At 61.5% G+C, this 17,731-nt stretch carries 12 protein-coding genes and 2 pseudogenes; 10 read left to right on the top strand and 4 right to left on the bottom strand.

Going from position 1 to position 17,731, the window contains the following annotated elements; genetic code table 11:
• Window positions 1-21 precede the first annotated feature (21 nt).
• Window positions 22-978 carry a glucokinase gene (locus IF189_RS21750; RefSeq protein ID WP_085709649.1) on the bottom strand — a complete coding sequence of 319 codons (957 nt, stop codon included), beginning with the start codon at window positions 976-978 and terminating at the stop codon, window positions 22-24.
• A complete protein-coding gene (gene edd, locus IF189_RS21755) occupies window positions 975-2,801 on the bottom strand; it encodes a phosphogluconate dehydratase (RefSeq protein WP_102621287.1) in 1,827 nt (608 codons plus the stop codon). Before edd ends, IF189_RS21750 begins: the two co-directional genes overlap by 4 nt.
• Window positions 2,802-3,022: 221 nt before the next feature.
• Here edd and gap point away from each other — a divergent pair, with 221 nt between their 5' ends.
• The 9 genes and pseudogenes from gap to IF189_RS21795 all read left to right on the top strand — a co-directional run bounded on the left by gap (window position 3,023) and on the right by IF189_RS21795 (window position 13,572).
• Window positions 3,023-4,024, top strand: coding sequence for a type I glyceraldehyde-3-phosphate dehydrogenase (gene gap / locus IF189_RS21760; protein ID WP_192552246.1), 1,002 nt, complete (start codon window positions 3,023-3,025; stop codon window positions 4,022-4,024).
• Window positions 4,025-4,143: 119 nt separating this feature from the next.
• Window positions 4,144-4,662: an RNA polymerase sigma factor gene (locus IF189_RS21765; protein WP_085709647.1), complete on the top strand. Its 519-nt coding sequence runs from the start codon at window positions 4,144-4,146 to the stop codon at window positions 4,660-4,662.
• A gap of 124 nt (window positions 4,663-4,786) precedes the next feature.
• Window positions 4,787-5,752, top strand: coding sequence for a FecR family protein (locus tag IF189_RS21770; RefSeq protein ID WP_134827874.1), 966 nt, complete (start codon window positions 4,787-4,789; stop codon window positions 5,750-5,752).
• A gap of 122 nt (window positions 5,753-5,874) precedes the next feature.
• On the top strand, window positions 5,875-8,460 hold the full coding sequence (locus IF189_RS21775; RefSeq protein WP_192552247.1) for a TonB-dependent receptor: 2,586 nt from the start codon (window positions 5,875-5,877) through the stop codon (window positions 8,458-8,460).
• Between the two features lie 110 nt (window positions 8,461-8,570).
• Window positions 8,571-9,167 carry a biliverdin-producing heme oxygenase gene (locus IF189_RS21780; RefSeq protein WP_192552248.1) on the top strand — a complete coding sequence of 199 codons (597 nt, stop codon included), beginning with the start codon at window positions 8,571-8,573 and terminating at the stop codon, window positions 9,165-9,167.
• A gap of 160 nt (window positions 9,168-9,327) precedes the next feature.
• On the top strand, window positions 9,328-9,723 hold the full coding sequence (locus IF189_RS21785) for a YbaN family protein (protein WP_085709643.1): 396 nt from the start codon (window positions 9,328-9,330) through the stop codon (window positions 9,721-9,723).
• Window positions 9,724-10,176: 453 nt separating this feature from the next.
• Window positions 10,177-11,136, top strand: a pseudogene (locus IF189_RS29195) (chemotaxis protein); the annotation flags it as partial.
• A 378-nt stretch (window positions 11,137-11,514) separates the two neighbouring features.
• Window positions 11,515-12,042 (top strand): annotated as a pseudogene (locus IF189_RS29200) (methyl-accepting chemotaxis protein); the annotation flags it as partial.
• Between the two features lie 180 nt (window positions 12,043-12,222).
• Window positions 12,223-13,572, top strand: coding sequence for a CoA transferase (locus IF189_RS21795; RefSeq protein ID WP_134827878.1), 1,350 nt, complete (start codon window positions 12,223-12,225; stop codon window positions 13,570-13,572).
• A gap of 13 nt (window positions 13,573-13,585) precedes the next feature.
• Here the strand turns inward: IF189_RS21795 and IF189_RS21800 are convergent, their stop codons facing one another.
• The gene (locus IF189_RS21800) at window positions 13,586-14,437 is read right to left on the bottom strand and encodes a DNA-3-methyladenine glycosylase family protein (RefSeq protein WP_192552249.1); all 852 of its coding nucleotides are present in this window, start codon (window positions 14,435-14,437) and stop codon (window positions 13,586-13,588) included.
• Window positions 14,434-15,861 (bottom strand): arginine-ornithine antiporter, encoded by a 1,428-nt coding sequence (gene arcD / locus IF189_RS21805; protein WP_192552250.1) that lies wholly within the window; start codon window positions 15,859-15,861, stop codon window positions 14,434-14,436. Before arcD (IF189_RS21805) ends, IF189_RS21800 begins: the two co-directional genes overlap by 4 nt.
• 437 nt (window positions 15,862-16,298) lie before the next feature.
• Here arcD (IF189_RS21805) and arcD (IF189_RS21810) point away from each other — a divergent pair, with 437 nt between their 5' ends.
• On the top strand, window positions 16,299-17,726 hold the full coding sequence (gene arcD, locus IF189_RS21810; protein ID WP_134827880.1) for an arginine-ornithine antiporter: 1,428 nt from the start codon (window positions 16,299-16,301) through the stop codon (window positions 17,724-17,726).
• The last annotated feature ends 5 nt before the right edge of the window (window positions 17,727-17,731 follow it).

Genomic DNA, 17,731 nt, shown 5'->3' on the forward strand with positions numbered 1-17,731 from the left:
CCACGCTCGGCGTGGGAATGTTCATTTACCGGATTGTTCGAGCGCGACTCCTGCACCGACCAGACCCGAGTAAGGCGCTGTCACCAGCCACACCGGAATCCCCTTGAAGTAATCGCTCATGCAGCCCTTGTCGGCGAAACTGCGGGCGAAACCGCTTTCGAGGAAGAAATCGGCAAAGCGCGGAATCACGCCGCCAACGATATACACCCCACCGCGACCGCCAGTGGTCAGCACGTTGTTGCCGGCTACGCGACCGAGCCAGCAGCAGAACTGCTCCAGCACTTCCAGAGCAATCGGGTCACCGGCAAGACCGGCTGCGGTGATCGCTTCCGGCGTGTCGAGTTTGGGCTCGTGGCCATCCACGGCGCAGATCGCCCGGTACACTCGAGGCAGGCCGCCGCCGCTCAACGCGGTTTCCGCGCTGACGTGGCCGATTTCGTTGTGGATGTGCTGCCAGAGCTGGGTTTCACGCGGGCTGCTCAGCGGCAGATCGACGTGACCGCCCTCTCCCGGCAACGCGGCAAACCGGCCTTCGCCCAGATCGAGCAAGGTGCCGACACCCAGGCCAGTGCCCGGACCAATCACAACCGCTGGACGCAATGGCTCCGGTTCGCCTTCGCAGACCACGCGAAATTCGCCGGGCTGCAAACGGGTCATGCCCAGCGCCATGGCGGAGAAGTCGTTGACCAGCAGCAACTGCTCGACCTGCAACGCCTGGCAAAAAGCCTTGCGGCTCAGGCGCCAGTGGTTGTTGGTGAACTTGAACTCATCGCCGCTCACGGGACCCGCCACCGACAGGCACACCGAACCGATGGCGCCCGGCGCCAGGCCGAGCCCGCTCAGGTAGAGGCTGATCGCCTCTTCCGGGCTGGCATGGTCGGCCGTGGCCAGCACCTGCACCGATTCGAGCTGCTGATCTTTCCACAACGCGAACCGCGCGTTGGTGCCTCCGATGTCACCGACCAAAGCCAGTTTCAATTAAGCGTCTCCAGGGCAGAAGTGAAGGCGCTGGCGCCCTGCTCTGCCGAGCTGAAGGCCAAACGCATGAAGCCAAACAGTTCGCGACCGCTACCGATGTTGTTGCCCAACAGGCCTTTGGCGGGTTCGCGCGCTGCGAATTCGGCGGCGTCCACCTTGAGTTCCAGGGTGCCTTTGACGCCATCGACGCGGATGATATCGCCCTCTTGCACGCGAGCCAAAGCGCCGCCGACATAAGCTTCGGGGCTGACGTGGATCGCTGCCGGGATTTTCCCCGAGGCGCCGGACATGCGCCCGTCAGTCACCAGCGCGACCTTGAAGCCGCGATCCTGCAGCACGCCGAGGAACGGCGTCATCTTGTGCAGTTCCGGCATGCCATTGGAACGCGGGCCCTGGAAACGCATCACTGCGACGAAATCCTTCTCCAGCAAACCGGCCTTGAAGGCGTCCGCCAGATCCTGTTGATCCTGGAACACCATGGCCGGTGCTTCGACGATCTGGTTTTCCAGCGCAACGGCAGACACCTTCATCACGCCACGACCGAGGTTGCCTTCCATCACCCGCAAGCCGCCCTCTGCCGAGAACGCACGGGCCACCGGACGCAGGATGTTTTCGTCGAGGCTTTCGGTCGGGCCTTCGCGCCACACCAGTTTGCCGTTATCGAGGAACGGTTCCTTGGTGTACTGGCTCAAGCCGTGGCCGAGCACGGTGTTGACGTCTTCGTGCAGCAGACCGGCTTCGAGCAGTTCGCGGATCAGGAACGACATGCCGCCCGCTGCCTGGAAGTGGTTGATGTCGGCCTTGCCGTTCGGATAGACGTGGCTCAGGGTCGGCACGACTTCGGAGAGGTCGGCCATGTCCTGCCAGGTCAGTTGAATGCCCGCCGCCATGGCGATGGCCGGCATGTGCAGGGTGTGGTTGGTCGAGCCGCCGGTGGCGTGCAGCGCGACGATCGAGTTGACCAGCGCCTTCTCGTCGACGATTTCGCCGATCGGCATGAAGTTGCCGTTCTGTTTGGTCAGGCGCGTGACCTGATGCGCGGCTTCGCGGGTCAGGGCATCACGCAGCGGCGTATTCGGGTTGACGAAAGAGGCGCCCGGCAAGTGCAGGCCCATGACTTCCATCAGCAACTGGTTAGTGTTGGCGGTGCCGTAGAAGGTGCAGGTGCCCGGGCTGTGGTAGGACTTCATTTCCGATTCCAGCAGCTCTTCGCGGGTCGCCTTGCCTTCGGCGTACTTCTGCCGCACGTCGGCTTTTTCCTTGTTGGAAATCCCCGAGACCATCGGCCCGCCCGGCACGAAAATCGTCGGCAGGTGACCGAAACGCAGGGAGCCCATCATCAGGCCCGGCACGATCTTGTCGCAGATGCCGAGCATCAGCGCGCCGTCGAACATGTTGTGGGACAGCGCCACCGCCGTCGACATCGCGATCACTTCGCGGCTCGGCAAGCTCAGTTCCATGCCCGGTTCGCCCTGGGTCACGCCGTCGCACATCGCAGGCGTACCGCCGGCGAACTGGCCGACCGAACCGATTTCGCGCAGGGCGTTCTTGATCTGCTCCGGGAAGACTTCGTACGGCTGGTGCGCCGAAAGCATGTCGTTATATGACGAAACAATTGCGATGTTCGCCGAGTTCATCATCCGCAGGCTGTGCTTGTCTTCGCTGCCACACCCGGCCACGCCGTGGGCGAAGTTGGCGCATTGCAGCTTGCCGCGCATCGGCCCGTCGGTTGCGGCGCCGCGAATGAGCGCAAGGTAAGCCTGACGCGTGGCGCGGCTGCGGGCGATAAGCCGTTCGGTGACCTCAAGAACGCGGGGATGCATGTGTAGAACTCCAGGCTAACGGATGTGGCGACCTGATTGTCTATGCTGACCAAAGCGTCCGCACGCGTGGGATGACGGGCGGTTTCCTTGACCATTCGGACCAGTTGATTCAGGTCACTCGTTGTAGATAAAACAAAATATTGCCACTAAAAAGGCTTGTTTTCTATTTTTATGCGAATAATCTTGTAATTCCAACAACAAAACGACGGCGGCGCTGTTCAATGACTCTTCGAATCGCAATCAATGGTTTTGGCCGCATCGGCCGTAATGTCCTGCGCGCACTGTATACCCAAGGCTATCGACAGGATTTGCAGATCGTCGCCATCAACGATCTGGGCGACAGCGCGATCAATGCGCACTTGCTCAAATACGATACCGTTCACGGCACGTTCGATGCCGAAGTTGCGCATGACAACGAGAGTCTGACCGTCAACGGTGACCGTATTTCGGTCAGCGCCATCCGCAACCCGGCCGAGTTGCCGTGGGCTGCGGAAAAGATTGATGTGGTATTCGAATGCACCGGCCTGTTCACCGACCGGGCCAAAGCCGCCGCGCATATTACTGCCGGTGCGCGCAAAGTCATCATCTCGGCCCCGGCCAAGGGCGCCGACGCCACCGTCGTCTATGGCGTGAACCACGACATCCTGCGCCAGTCGCACCAGATCATCTCCAACGCCTCGTGCACCACCAACTGCCTGGCCCCGGTGGCCCAGGTGCTGCACCGCGAACTGGGCATCGAAAGCGGTCTGATGACCACGATTCACGCCTACACCAACGACCAGAACCTGACCGACGTCTACCACACCGACCCGTACCGCGCCCGTTCTGCCACGCAGAACATGATCCCGAGCAAGACTGGCGCTGCCGAAGCCGTGGGCCTGGTACTGCCGGAACTGGCGGGCAAGCTGACCGGCATGGCCGTGCGCGTGCCGGTGATCAACGTATCGCTGGTTGACCTGACGGTTCAGTTGAAACGCGAAGCCTCGGCCGATGAAGTGAACGCACTGATGAAAGCCGCGAGCCAGCACTCGAAAATCCTCGGCTACAACACCCTGCCGCTGGTATCTAGCGACTTCAACCACAATCCGCTGTCGTCGATCTTCGACGCCAACCACACCAAATCCAGCAGCAAACTGCTGAAAGTGCTGGCCTGGTACGACAACGAGTGGGGCTTCTCCAACCGCATGCTCGATAACTGCCTGGCGCTGTGCAGCGCGGAATAAAACCGCGGCCGCCGATTTGTCAGCGGGTAATAGCTTTACCAACCTTTGACAAATCAACACTTGACCACTCGGGCGGATGATAAGCATTATCATTCGCTCGAAATGGATCAGGTCCTCCCGTGAGTCAGTCGCAGTTCAATCACGTTTTCCTCGCCCAGCGCACTTCATTGCTGCGAACGCTGGAACGCATGGTCAACAACCACAGCACCGCCGAAGACCTGTTGCAGGAAACCTACCTGCGCGTCACGCGGGCGCTGAGCGAACGGGCCATCGATCACCTTGAACCCTTTGTCTTCCAGACCGCGCGCAACCTGGCGCTGGATCACTTGCGTGCGCGCAAGATCCACTCGCGCACCATGGTCGACGACGTGCCCCAGGACGTGGTGCACAGCGTCGCCGCCCCCGCCAGCAGCGCCGAAGACGCCGCCCACGCCGAACAATTGCTGGAGCGCTTGAACGTGAGCCTCGGTGAACTCAGCCCCCGTCAGCAGCAAATCTTCATCCTCAGCCGCCTGCACGGGCACAGCTACCAGGAAATCGCCGAAGAACTCAGCGTGTCCCTCAGCACGGTGCAGAAAGAACTCAAACTGATCATGACCATTTGCATCGGTGTCGCCGAGCGCTTGAACGGCGACTGATGCTGTAGGTTTTTTCTCTAAGTGCCAGGATCGACTGCACTGATCATCGGCCTTTGTTACCCTTGCCCGACTTTTACGCTTCACTAAAAAAACAGCCGTGCACAGACACTGCCGAGGAAACACCGTGACGGAAACCCACCGCCCTCCTTCGCCCGACACGGCGCAGGACGCCGCCAACGCAATGGACCAGGCTCTGGACTGGCTCATCGTGCTCGGCAGCCCGGACGAGGAGCAGACCCGGCAGTTTCATGCCTGGCTGGCGGCCGATCCGTTGAACGCCCAGGCATTCGCCAAGGCCCAGGCGATCTGGGACGGCCCGCAGATCGCCCAGTGCGCGCAAGAGCTTGCGGCCAAACCGAAGAAAGTCACCGTCCTCACACGCCTGCGTCCGCACTGGAAACCGCTGGCCACCGCTGCGGTGCTGATTCTCGGTCTGTTCAGTTTCAGCAACCTGCCGATGCGTCTACAGGCCGATCACCTGACCGTGGTCGGCGAGCGTCAGCGCCTGCAGCTGGAGGACGGCTCGAAAGTCCTGCTCAACACCAATTCCGCGTTCTCCAGCACCATCAATGATCGCCAACGGGTGGCGCGCCTGTATCAGGGCGAAGCGTTTTTCGAGATCCCGGCCAGCCGCAGCCAGCCGCTGGAAATCGACGCCGGGCCGGTGAAGGCCAGCGTGCGCGACACCGCGTTCGCCGTGCGTTATCTGGATGGCGTGGCGCAGGTTCGAGTGCAGCGTGGCGATGTCGATCTGCGTGCCACCCGTGACGATGCCCGGGTACGTCTGTCCGCCGGGGAAAGCATCCGCATTGGCCCGAACGGTTTCGACCGGCCGGCCAAGGTCGACGCCGCCACCGATCTGGCGTGGGTGCAGGGTCGGTTGATCTTCGAGAACTGCCCGTTGAACCAGGTGCTGGCCGAACTGCGCCGCTATTATCCGGGTTTCATCATCAACACCAACGAACACCTGGCCGACGTCGCCGTCACCGGCAATTACCGCCTCGACCAGCCGCTGGACGTGGTGCGCTCGCTCGCTCACATCACCTCGGCCAAGCTTCAGGAATTCCCGGCGCTGGTGATTCTGAACTAAATGAGAATTATTTTTACTCGATAGCCGAAGCTCGTTCGTCTCGTTATAGCCAATGCAATTGATTCGCATCTTCGGACGTGAATCAGCACCTATAAAGATTCGTGCGACACGGAGCGCTATCGATGTCCTCACGCCTTACCCGCCAGACTTCTTCCCCTTCCCGCGTGCTGTCGTTGCTGACCGCCGCCATCCTGATGGCCGGCACTGCGCCGCTGATGGCCGCCACCGAGCAACCGGCACGCAACATGGGCGATTACTCGTTCGCCATCGGCCAGCAACCGCTGGTGTCGGCGCTCAACGCGTTCACCGCCGTCACCGGCTGGCAAGTCGGCTTGCCGGCTGAATTGGGTAAAGGCGTGTCGTCGCCGGGCGTGCGCGGTTCGCTGCCACCGGAAAAAGCCCTGGAGCGACTGTTGGTGGGGACCAACCTGAGCTTCCGCAAGCTGAGCAACAACAACGTCGTGCTGGAAAAACGCAACAACAGCGGCGCGCTCAACCTCGACCAGGTGACCATCAGCGCCACCCGTCAGGAACAGTCGGTCAACAGCGTACCGGCCACCGTCACCGTGCAAACCCGTCAGGACCTGGACCGCAACAACGTCAATACCATCAAGGATCTGGTGCGCTACGAGCCGGGCGTCTCCGTCGGCGGCGCCGGTCAGCGCGGCGGTATCAGCGGCTACAACATTCGCGGCATCGACGGTGACCGCATCCTGACTCAAGTGGATGGTGTCGAAGTACCGGACGGCTTCTTCAACGGCCCGTACGCCAAGACCCAGCGCAATTACGTCGACCCGGAAATCGTCAAGCGCGTGGAAATCCTTCGCGGCCCGGCTTCGGTGCTGTACGGCAGCAACGCCATCGGCGGCGCAGTCAGTTATTACACCCTCGACCCCGACGACATCATCAAGCCCGGCAAAGACGTCGGCGCCCGCCTGAAAACCGGCTACAGCTCCGCCGACGAGAGCTGGCTGAAATCCGCCACCGTCGCCGGACGCGCCGAGCAGTTCGACGGTTTGCTGCACTACAGCCAGCGCGACGGTCATGAAACCGATTCCTACGGCAGCAACAACGGCACCGGTCTGGAGCGCACCGCCGCCAACCCGGAGGACGTGAAAGCCTCAAACGTGCTGGCCAAGATCGGCTGGAACTACAACGAAGGTTCGCGTCTGGGCCTGACCTACGAAAAGTACAAGGACGATCGCGACACCGATCAGAAAAGTGCTTACGGCGGCCCGTTCTTCAATGGCGCTCCGACCATTCCCAACAGCGTGCTGCCCGGCGGCATGTACCAGTGGCGCACCGGTAACGACACCGTCACCCGTGAGCGTTTCGGCCTGGAACACAGCTTCGCCCTCGACAGCCTGTTGGCGGACAATGTGAAGTGGAGCCTCAACCACCAGGTCGCCAAGACCGACCAGAGCACCGAAGAGTTCTACTACCCGATGACCCGTAAAGTGCTGCGTACCCGCGACACGATCTACGAGGAAAAACAGTGGGTGTTCGATGCGCAACTGGACAAGGCATTCGCCATCGGTGACACCGATCACGTGCTGACCTACGGCACCACGATCAAACAGCAGAAAGTCACCGGTTCACGCAGCGGCGACGGCAAGTGCCTGGCAGTCGGTCGCGGCTGCACCGCCATCGGCGCCACCAGTGCGGCCGACGTGCTGAAGAAGTCCAGCGACTTCCCGGACCCGACCATCAACACCTACAGCCTGTTCGCCCAGGATCAGATCAGCTGGAACAAGTGGACCTTCCTGCCGGGCCTGCGCTACGACTACACCCAGCTCAAGCCTCACATCACCCAGGAATTCCTCAACACCGTGGCCGCCGATGGCAAAGGCACGGTGAGCGACGAAAACAAGACCTGGCATAAAGTCTCGCCGAAATTCGGCCTGACCTACGCCCTGACCGACAACTACACCTGGTATGGCCAGTACGCCGAAGGCTTCCGCACTCCGACCGCGAAAGCGCTGTACGGCCGCTTCGAGAACAGCACCACCGGCTACAACGTGGCGCCGAACCCGAACCTGGAACCGGAAAAGAGCAAAAGCTATGAAACCGGTCTGCGCGGCAACTTCGAGCAAGGCTCGTTCGACGTGGCGGTGTTCTATAACAAGTACCGCGACTTCATCAACGAAGACGCCGTCACCCCGGGCTACAGCGAGCTGACCTTCCAGTCCAGCAACATCAAGCACGCCACCATCAAGGGTGCCGAAGTCAAAGGCCGACTGAACCTGGATTCCTTCGGTGCGCCGCAAGGTCTGTACACCCAGGGTTCGATCTCCTACGCCTACGGACGCAACAACGACAACGGCGAGCCGTTGAACAGCGTCAATCCGCTGACCGGCGTATTCGGTCTGGGTTATGACCAGGACAACTACGGCGGCCTGCTGAGCTGGACCGTGGTGAAGAAAAAGGATCGCGTCGACGACACCAACTTCAAGTCGCCGGACGGTGTCAGCAGTCAATTCAAGTCCCCGGGCTTCGGCATTCTCGATCTGGCCGGCTACTACAAGGTGACCGACGACGTCACCGTCAGCGGCGGCATCTACAACCTGACGGACAAGAAGTACTGGTTGTGGGATGACGTGCGCGGTTACGACAGCGTCGGCGAAGCGTCGGTGACACAACCGGCCAACCTTGATCGCCTGACACAGCCGGGTCGCAACTTCGCGATCAACCTGGTCTGGGACATCTGATCCGGATGACCTCACGGCGCGAGCGAATTGCCGCGCCGTGAGGTTTTTTTACTGTCCGGCGCTTGCCCGTTCGTCTCGTTATCAAGCGCCTCTTTTATCAAGGACATCTCATGAGCACCCCGGAAAAAGCCCTGCGTTCGCAACGCCTGAACCAGATCACTCACGAGCCGCACAGCAAGCTCGATGCGCTGGTGAAAGCCCATGCGCCGTTCGAGACTCGCGCCAATTTCGCCCGCTTCGTGGTCGCGCAGTACCTGTTCCAGTCGGAACTGGTCTCGCTGTACAACGATGCCGAACTGACTGCCATCGTTCCTGACCTGCCGACTCGCTGCCGCGCTGAAGCGGCCAAGGCCGACCTTGCGGACCTGGACACCGAAGTGCCTGCACCCGTTGCCGGCGCGGTGAAAAACCCGAGCAAGGCCCGCGCTCTGGGCTGGATCTTCGTGTCCGAGGGTTCCAAGCTCGGCGCGGCGTTCCTGATCAAACGCGCCGTCGCGCTGGAACTGAGCGAAACCTTCGGCGCCCGTCACCTGGGCGAGCCTGAAGGCGGTCGCGCCGAAGGCTGGAAGAGCTTCGTGCGTACCCTCGATTCGCTGCAATTCAGCGCCGAAGAAGAAGCCGAAGTGGAGCAAGGCGCGATCGACGCATTCAACCGCTTCACCGTGCTGCTGGAACAGGCTTACGCCACGGAAGCCGAACCGGCCTGATCCCTTTGGGAGCGAGCTTGCTCCGGTCGGCGTTCCGACGAAGGCGACGGCACATTCAACATAAATGTGCCTGACACACCGCTTTCGCGAGCAAGCTCGCTCCCACAGGAGTCTTGGCAAATCTGTAGAATCCCCGTTTCGCCTCACGCACTTCGAGCCCATGCCCCAACCCGCCTCCTCCCGACTCGCCCGCCTGCTGTTCGGCCTGCTCGCCTATGTCAGCCTCGGCATCGGCCTGATCGCCATCGTCGTCCCCGGCCTGCCGACCACCGAATTCATCCTGCTCGCCGCCTGGGCCGCGACCCGCAGTTCGCCGCGCCTGAGTGCCTGGCTGGAAAACCATCGGCTGTTCGGGCCGATCCTGAGCAACTGGCGCAACGGCAAGATCATCGCCCGCAAGGCCAAGGTCAGCGCCACCGTCAGCATGCTGCTGTGCGCCACCCTGATGCTGGTGGTGCTCGATCACGGCTGGCCGGTCTATCTGGCAATTGCCGGCATGACCCTGGGTAACCTGTGGATCTGGTCACGCCCGGAATCGCTGCCGAAGATTTCCTGATTTTTCCCTTCTTTTCAGGGCTTTTGCCCGCGCAAACGTTTTGCCGTGACCGTTCGTCGGCATGCGCCTCATGCACCCTCGCCCCGCGCCGATGAGCAATGAATGGCGCTGAATGGATTTGGCGAACCGGGCAATTCCGTGCCCCGTAGCCAACAGTTCATTCATTCGCGAGAACACCCCATGTTCGACTCCCTGTCCATTCGCCTGAAAATCGTCCTGCTGTCCGGGCTCTGCCTGCTCGGCGTGGTTGCGCTGATCGTCGGCATCAACATCTACCAGACCAACCAGAACGACGAACTGGTCAGCGATTCGAGCAGCAAGATGCTCACCGCCAGTGTGCAGAACCTGCTGCAGGCCAAGGCGGCCGAACAGGCGGTGCAGGTGCAGAAAACCTTCGGCGAGAGCCTGCTGGTGATCACCGCACTGGCCGACCAGATCAAGGACATGCGCGTCATGGCCGCCAAGCGTTCGCTGGACGCCGGGGCCTTGCGTGAAGAATTGAACCTGAGCCTGAAAACCGCATTCGAGCGCAACAGCAAGGTGCTGGGTATCTGGCTGGCCTTCGAACCCAACGGCCTGGACGGCAAGGACAGCGAGTTCGTCAACGACGCCGCGCGCCAGTCCAACGAAGCCGGGCGCTTCGCCACTTACTGGAGCCGCGCCGCCGGTTCTGCGCTGAACACGATCATGGTCGAAGAAGACATGACCAAGACCACCCTCAGCGTCAGCGGCACGCCCTACAACAGTTGGTACACCTGCCCTCGCGACAACAAGCGCACCTGCCTGCTCGACCCGTACGCCGACACCGTGGGCACCAAGGAAATGCTCATGACCACCATTTCCGTGCCGCTGCTGGTGGACGGCAAGGCCATCGGCGTGGTCGGCATCGACATCGCACTCGATGCGCTGCAAGCGGCGGCCGTGGGCTCCCAGCGTGAACTGTTCAACGGTGCCGGGCACATGCTGATTGTCTCCGGCAGCGGCGTGTTGGGCGCCTACAGCACCGACGCAACCAAGGTCGGCAAAGGCATCGCCGAAACCCTGGGCGCCGAAGGCAAGGACATCCTGCAACTGCTGAGCGCCGGCACACCGAAGATTCTCGAACAGGGCGACCTGATCCGCGCCGTGTACCCGGTCGACCCGATCGGCAACTCCCGGGCCTGGGGCGTGGTCATCGACCTGCCGAAACAAGTGCTGCTGGCCGACTCGGTCAAGCTGCAAGCGGTGCTCGATGACGCTCAACAAACTGGCGTGATGACCGCGTTGGCGGTGGCCGTGATCGCCGGCCTGATCGGCCTGGTGCTGATCTGGCTCACCGCTTCGGGCGTGACCCGGCCGATCAACAGCGTCGCCGAAATGCTGAAGAACATTGCCAGCGGCGAAGGTGATCTGACCCAGCGCCTGAACTACACCAAGAAGGATGAACTCGGCGAACTGGTGAACTGGTTCAACCGTTTCCTCGACAAGCTGCAACCGACCATTGCCCAGATCAAACAAAGCATCACCGAAGCCCGTGGCACCGCCGATCAGTCGTCGGAAATCGCCCGCCAGACCAGCGAAGGCATGCAGGTGCAGTTCCGCGAGATCGATCAGGTTGCGACTGCGTCCAACGAAATGAGCGCCACCGCCCACGACGTGGCCAACAGCGCCTCGAACGCCGCCAACGCGGCGAAAGGCGCCGATCAGTCGGCCAAGGACGGGATGTCGATCATCGAGCGCAGCACCCGCGACATCAACCAACTGGCCGATGAAGTCAGCAAAGCGGTGACCGAGGTTGAAGAACTGGCGGTCAACAGCGAGCAGATCGGTTCGGTGCTGGAAGTGATCCGCAGCATTGCCGAACAGACCAACCTGCTGGCGCTGAACGCCGCGATCGAAGCAGCCCGTGCCGGTGAAAGCGGTCGCGGTTTTGCGGTGGTGGCCGACGAAGTCCGTAACTTGGCCAAGCGCACTCAGGATTCGGTCGAGGAAATCCGCCTGGTGATCGAACGCATCCAGACCGGCACCCGCGGCGTGGTCGCGACCATGCATTCGAGCCAGACCCAGGCCCACAACAACGCCGGGCAGATCCGCCAGGCCGTGGACGCCCTCGGCAAGATCAGCGACGCGGTTACGGTGATCAGCGACATGAACCTGCAGATCGCCAGCGCCGCCGAACAGCAGAGCGCGGTGGCCGAAGAGGTCAACCGCAACGTCTCGGCCATTCGTACCGTCACCGAAACCCTGACCGAACAGGCCACCGAATCGGCGGCGATCAGCAGCCAGTTGAATGCTCTGGCCAGCCAGCAGATGAAATTGATGGATCAGTTCCGCGTGTAATTGCGGTCGCCCTGAATCCCTGTAGGAGCTGGCTTGCCAGCGATGGCGGTGGATCAGTCGATACATTGCTGACTGACACTCCGTAATCGCTGGCAAGCCAGCTCCCACAGGGGACAGTGTGTTTCATCTAAGCCCGTAGCGTTTTGCACTATTCTGCCCTCTCGTTCCGGAGGGCCTTCGATGACTGATCTGCTCACGTCCATTCAAGCCGCACTCGGCTTGCCCAGCACGCCGATTCCGTTCACCGGCGAGGGCGCCCTGCCCTCGGCATTTGCCGTCACCGACCTTGCCTGCGCGAGCATTGCCGCGGCCGGGCAAGCAGTCGGCGAATTGCTCCGGCAGCAGACCGGCCAACTGCCCAGCGTCGAAGTTGACCGTCGCCTCGCCTCGTTCTGGTTCGCCACCTCGCTGCGACCGATCGGCTGGGAAGTCCCACCGCTGTGGGATCCGGTGGCCGGTGACTACGCAACAAAGGATGGCTGGATCCGCCTGCACACCAACGCCCCCCATCACCGCGCCGCCGCTGAAAGCGTGCTCGGTGCCTGCGCCGACCGTGCGGCCATGGCAGCGAAAGTCGCGCAATGGGCCAGTGCCGATCTGGAGCAAGCGGTGGTCGATGCCAAGGGTTGTGCTGCCGAAATGCGCAGTTGGGAACAATGGCAGAAACACCCGCAAGGATTGGCGGTGAACGCCGAACCCTTGGTGCATTTCAGTGATGGGAAAGATGAAAGTCGTCAACTCTGGCAAGGCTCGGTGGCGCAGCCATTGGCCGGGCTCAAGGTGCTCGATCTGACCCGCGTGCTCGCCGGCCCGACCGCCAGCCGCTTTCTCGCGGGGCTAGGCGCCAATGTCCTGCGCATCGACCCGCCGACCTGGAACGAACCCGGCGTAGTGCCGGAAGTCACCCTCGGCAAACGCTGTGCGCGGCTGGATCTGCATCAACCGGCAGATCGTGCAGTGTTCGAAGGTTTGCTCAAGGATGCGGACATTCTGCTGCACGGCTATCGCGCCGATGCGCTTGAACACCTCGGTTTCGGCGCCGAACATCGCCGACAACTGGCACCGGGGCTGATCGATGTCTGCCTCAACGCCTACGGCTGGAGCGGCCCATGGCAGAACCGTCGGGGCTTCGACAGTCTGGTGCAGATGAGCAGCGGGATTGCCGAGGCGGGGCAGCGCTGGAAACAGGCGGACAAACCGACGCCGTTGCCGGTGCAGGCGCTGGATCATGCGACGGGGTATCTGATGGCGGCGAGTGTGATCAGGTTGCTGGCTGAAAGGTTACGCAGTGGTCGAGGTGGGTCCGCTCGACTGTCGCTGGCGCGGACGGCGAAGCTGTTGATCGAGCAGGAACCGGGCACGAACGAAGTGCTGCGTCCGGAAGATGCCAAGGATCAGAGCTTGCGACTGGAGCAGACGCCCTGGGGGCCGGCGCATCGGCTGCAAGCGCCTTTGAAGATCAGCGGGACGCCATTGCAGTGGTCATTGCCGGCCACTGAGTTGGGTTCACATCAACCGCGATGGTTTTGAGTGTGTACGGATATCAATCCGCACGACTCGACGATGTCCACAGCAACTGCGCTGCATAACCGCGAAACGGTCGCCAGGCCTCGGCGCGGGCAGACAATTCCCGCGCCGTCATCCGCTCCCCTTCCAGCACCTCCAGTGCCCGCAGCAACCCCACATCCCCGGTCGGGAACCCGTCCATGTCCCGCAACTGCCGCAAGGCAATGTACTGCGCCGTCCAGTCGCCAATCCCGTGCAGCGCCAGCAACAGCGCCGTTCCTGATTCAAACAGCAGCGGATCATCCAGCAACGCCTGCGCCACCCCGGACAACGTGCGCCCGCGACTTTTCGGCATGCCCAACGCCGCCAGATCGGCATTCGCCAAAACGGCTGCGCGAGGAAAGACGTGAGTCAGTCCAGACACCGATGAATGCAACGGCTCGCCATACTGCGCCAGCAGTTTCCCCGCCAGCCGGATCGCCCCGACCACCGTAATCTGCTGCCCCAGCACCGCCCGAAACGCCAGCTCCAGTCCGTCCCACGCCCCCGGCACCCGCAATCCCGGACGCTCGGCGATCAATCGCGCCAGCAGCGGGTCAGCGTTCAGATGCTGTTGCATCCTCGACAGATCCGCATCCAGATCGAACAGCCGTCGCAAGCGCATGATGATCTCGGGAACCGCTGACGGATCCGGGAAATCCAGCTCGACCTCCAGAGCATCACCGTCACCGGGCCAGACGGAAACCGTGCCGTGCACACCGTTCAACCCGATGCTGCGCGAATACACGCCATCAATCACCGCCTCCATCCCGACCACAGCCCGCGCCGCCAGAAACCCGAGCATCGCCGGCCAGTCGTAGGGCGCCCGGTATTCGAGCCGCAGCCTCACAGTGACAGCAAGCCGCTGTACAACCCGTAGGCCGCCAGCCCGGCCCCGGCGATCACGCAGGTGAAAATCCCCTTCTCGATGGTGGTGAACAGCGGCTCGCCCTGCTCATGCTTGGCCTTGGCGAACAGGATCACCCCCGGCGCATACAACAGCGCCGACAACAGCAGGTATTTCACCCCACCGGCGTACAGCAACCACACCGCGTAGCACAGGGCGATACCGCCGATCAGCAGGTCCTTGGTGCGTTCGGCCGAGGCGTGTTCGTAGGTTTCGCCTCGCCCGCTCAACAGCACCGCATAGGCCGCCGACCACAGGTACGGCACCAGAATCATCGACGACGCGAGGTAGATCAGGCTGGTGTAAGTGCCGGCGGAAAACAGCGTGATCAACAGGAAAATCTGGATCATCACGTTGGTCAGCCACAGCGCGTTGACAGGCACATGGTTGGCGTTTTCCTTTTTCAGGAACGCCGGCATGGTCTTGTCCTTGGCGGTGGCGAAGAGGATTTCGGCGCACAGCAGCGCCCATGACAGCAACGCGCCGAGCAACGAAATCGCCAGACCGATACTGATCGCCAGCGCGCCCCACGGCCCGACGATGTGTTCCAGCACCGCCGCCAGCGAAGGGTTCTGCAGGGTCGCCAGTTCCGGCTGACTCATGATCCCCAGCGACAGCACGTTGACCAGCACCAGCAGCGCCAGCACGCCGATGAAACCGATCACCGTGGCCCGGCCGACATCCGAACGTTTCTCGGCCCGCGCCGAATACACGCTGGCGCCTTCGATACCGATGAACACGAACACGGTGACCAGCATCATGTTGCGCACCTGATCCATCACCCCGCCGAAGTTCGGGTTGCTGCGGCCCCAGATGTCGCGGGTAAAGATGTCAGCCTTGAACGCCACGGCAGCGATGACGATGAACATGATCAGCGGCACGATCTTGGCTACGGTGGTCAGTTGGTTGATGAACGCCGCCTCCTTGATCCCGCGCATCACCAGAAAATGCACGGCCCACAGCAGCACCGAGGCGCAACCGATGGCGATCGGCGTGTTGCCCTGGCCGAACACCGGAAAGAAGTAGCCGAGGGTGCTGAACAGCAACACGAAATACCCGACGTTGCCCAGCCAGGCACTGATCCAGTAGCCCCACGCGGAAGAGAATCCCATGTAGTCACCGAAGCCGGCTTTGGCGTAGGCGTAGACGCCGGAATCCAGCTCCGGCTTGCGGTTGGCCAGGGTCTGGAACACGAACGCCAGGGTGAGCATGCCGATGGCGGTGATTCCCCAGCCGATCAGGATGGCGCCGGCGTCGGCACGAGCCGCCATGTTCTGCGGCAAGGAAAAAATCCCCCCGCCAATCATCGAACCCACCACCAGGGCGATCAGCGCGCCAAGGCGCAGCTTTTGCGTCGGTTGCGACATACAAATCTCCTTGAAAGATGTGGTGAGGTTTTATTTGTAACAACTATTAACTAAACGGCTAACAGTCGAAGACGTTTATCAGGTAATGCCAACAAACGCCCACTTATATATAGCGGATGACGCTAACGCCTAGCACGTTAAGTCAGTTTTGTGCGCGGATCCTAATAAATCAATTCTGTACTGAAAACAGATGTGAAAAATTTGCCAAAACCTGAAAAGCAACTAGCGTGATAACTCGAAAGTAATAGGATCCATTCCCAATAAAATCGACCAAAGGCCTCTGGGACGGGCCTTCCAGACAGTAGCCTTATGCCTGCAGTGGATTCATAAGTCATTCATTAACAATGGAATGTGGCCATGCACTGATCTATGTCAGCTGTTTGAACAGTCAACAGAACTACGCTGTGAACTCTTCTCTCCTGCAATGGAGTCATGCAATGTCTGAAGCTCCCGGAAAACTACGACTAGGTGCACTGGTTGCCCTGGTAGTCGGATCAATGATCGGTGGCGGGATATTCTCTTTGCCACAAAACATGGCCGCCAGCGCCGACGTCGGTGCGGTACTGATCGGGTGGGCCATCACCGCCGTCGGCATGCTCACCCTCGCTTTCGTCTTTCAAACCCTCGCCAATCGAAAACCTGACCTGGACGGCGGCGTGTACGCCTACGCCAAGGCCGGTTTCGGCGACTACATGGGTTTCTCGTCCGCCTGGGGCTACTGGATCAGTGCCTGGCTGGGCAACGTCGGTTACTTCGTTCTGCTCTTCAGTACCCTCGGCTACTTTTTTCCGATTTTCGGTGAAGGCAACACCGTTGCCGCCGTGATCGGTGCCTCGGTGCTCCTGTGGGCCGTGCACTTTCTGGTGCTGCGCGGGATCAAGGAAGCGGCGTTCATCAACCTCGTGACCACCGTCGCCAAGGTCGTGCCGCTGCTGCTGTTCGTCCTGATCGCGATTTTCGCCTTCAAACTGGACATCTTCACCGCCGACATCTGGGGCGTGAAAAACCCGGACCTGGGCAGCGTGATGAACCAGGTGCGCAACATGATGCTGGTCACCGTGTGGGTGTTCATCGGCATCGAAGGCGCGAGCATCTTCTCGGCCCGGGCGGAAAAGCGTTCGGACGTCGGCAAGGCCACCGTGATCGGTTTCATCACCGTGCTGCTGTTCCTGGTGTTGGTGAACGTGCTGTCGCTGGGCATCATGACCCAACCGGAACTGGCCAAACTGCAGAACCCGTCGATGGCCGCCGTGCTTGAGCACGTGGTCGGTCACTGGGGCGCGGTGCTGATCAGCGTCGGCCTGATCATCTCGCTGCTGGGGGCGCTGCTGTCGTGGGTGCTGCTGTGCGCGGAGATCATGTTCGCCGCCGCCAAGGACCACACCATGCCGGAGTTCCTGCGCAAGGAGAACGCCAACCACGTGCCGGTCAACGCCCTGTGGCTGACCAACGCGATGGTTCAGCTGTTCCTGGTCATCACCCTGTTCTCGGCCAGTACTTACCTGTCGCTGATCTACCTCGCCACTTCGATGATTCTGGTGCCGTATCTGTGGTCGGCGGCCTACGCCCTCCTGCTGGCGGTGCGCGGCGAAAGCTACGAGGGCTTCGCGGCAGAACGGCGCAAGGACCTGATCATCGGCGGCATCGCCCTGATCTATGCGGTCTGGCTGCTCTACGCCGGCGGCGTGAAGTACCTGCTGCTCTCGGCCCTGCTCTATGCGCCCGGCGCGATCCTGTTCGCCAAGGCCAAGCTCGAACTCAAACAACCGGTTTTCACCAACGTCGAGAAGCTGATTTTCGCCGCGGTGGTCGTGGGCGCCCTGGTGGCGGCCTACGGTCTCTACGACGGCTTCCTGACTCTGTAATTGCC

The organism is Pseudomonas sp. IzPS59, assembly GCF_014863505.1.
GTDB lineage: Bacteria > Pseudomonadota > Gammaproteobacteria > Pseudomonadales > Pseudomonadaceae > Aquipseudomonas > Aquipseudomonas kribbensis.

What these genes read in the sequence shown, in the direction of transcription:
- edd (WP_102621287.1), bottom strand. Translation starts at nt 2,801, where the DNA reads ATGCATCCCCGCGTTCTTGAGGTCACCGAACGGCTTATCGCCCGCAGC.
- gap (WP_192552246.1), top strand. Translation starts at nt 3,023, where the DNA reads ATGACTCTTCGAATCGCAATCAATGGTTTTGGCCGCATCGGCCGTAAT.
- IF189_RS21775 (WP_192552247.1), top strand. Translation starts at nt 5,875, where the DNA reads ATGTCCTCACGCCTTACCCGCCAGACTTCTTCCCCTTCCCGCGTGCTG.
- IF189_RS21780 (WP_192552248.1), top strand. Translation starts at nt 8,571, where the DNA reads ATGAGCACCCCGGAAAAAGCCCTGCGTTCGCAACGCCTGAACCAGATC.
- IF189_RS21785 (WP_085709643.1), top strand. Translation starts at nt 9,328, where the DNA reads ATGCCCCAACCCGCCTCCTCCCGACTCGCCCGCCTGCTGTTCGGCCTG.
- IF189_RS21795 (WP_134827878.1), top strand. Translation starts at nt 12,223, where the DNA reads ATGACTGATCTGCTCACGTCCATTCAAGCCGCACTCGGCTTGCCCAGC.
- arcD (WP_192552250.1), bottom strand. Translation starts at nt 15,861, where the DNA reads ATGTCGCAACCGACGCAAAAGCTGCGCCTTGGCGCGCTGATCGCCCTG.
- arcD (WP_134827880.1), top strand. Translation starts at nt 16,299, where the DNA reads ATGTCTGAAGCTCCCGGAAAACTACGACTAGGTGCACTGGTTGCCCTG.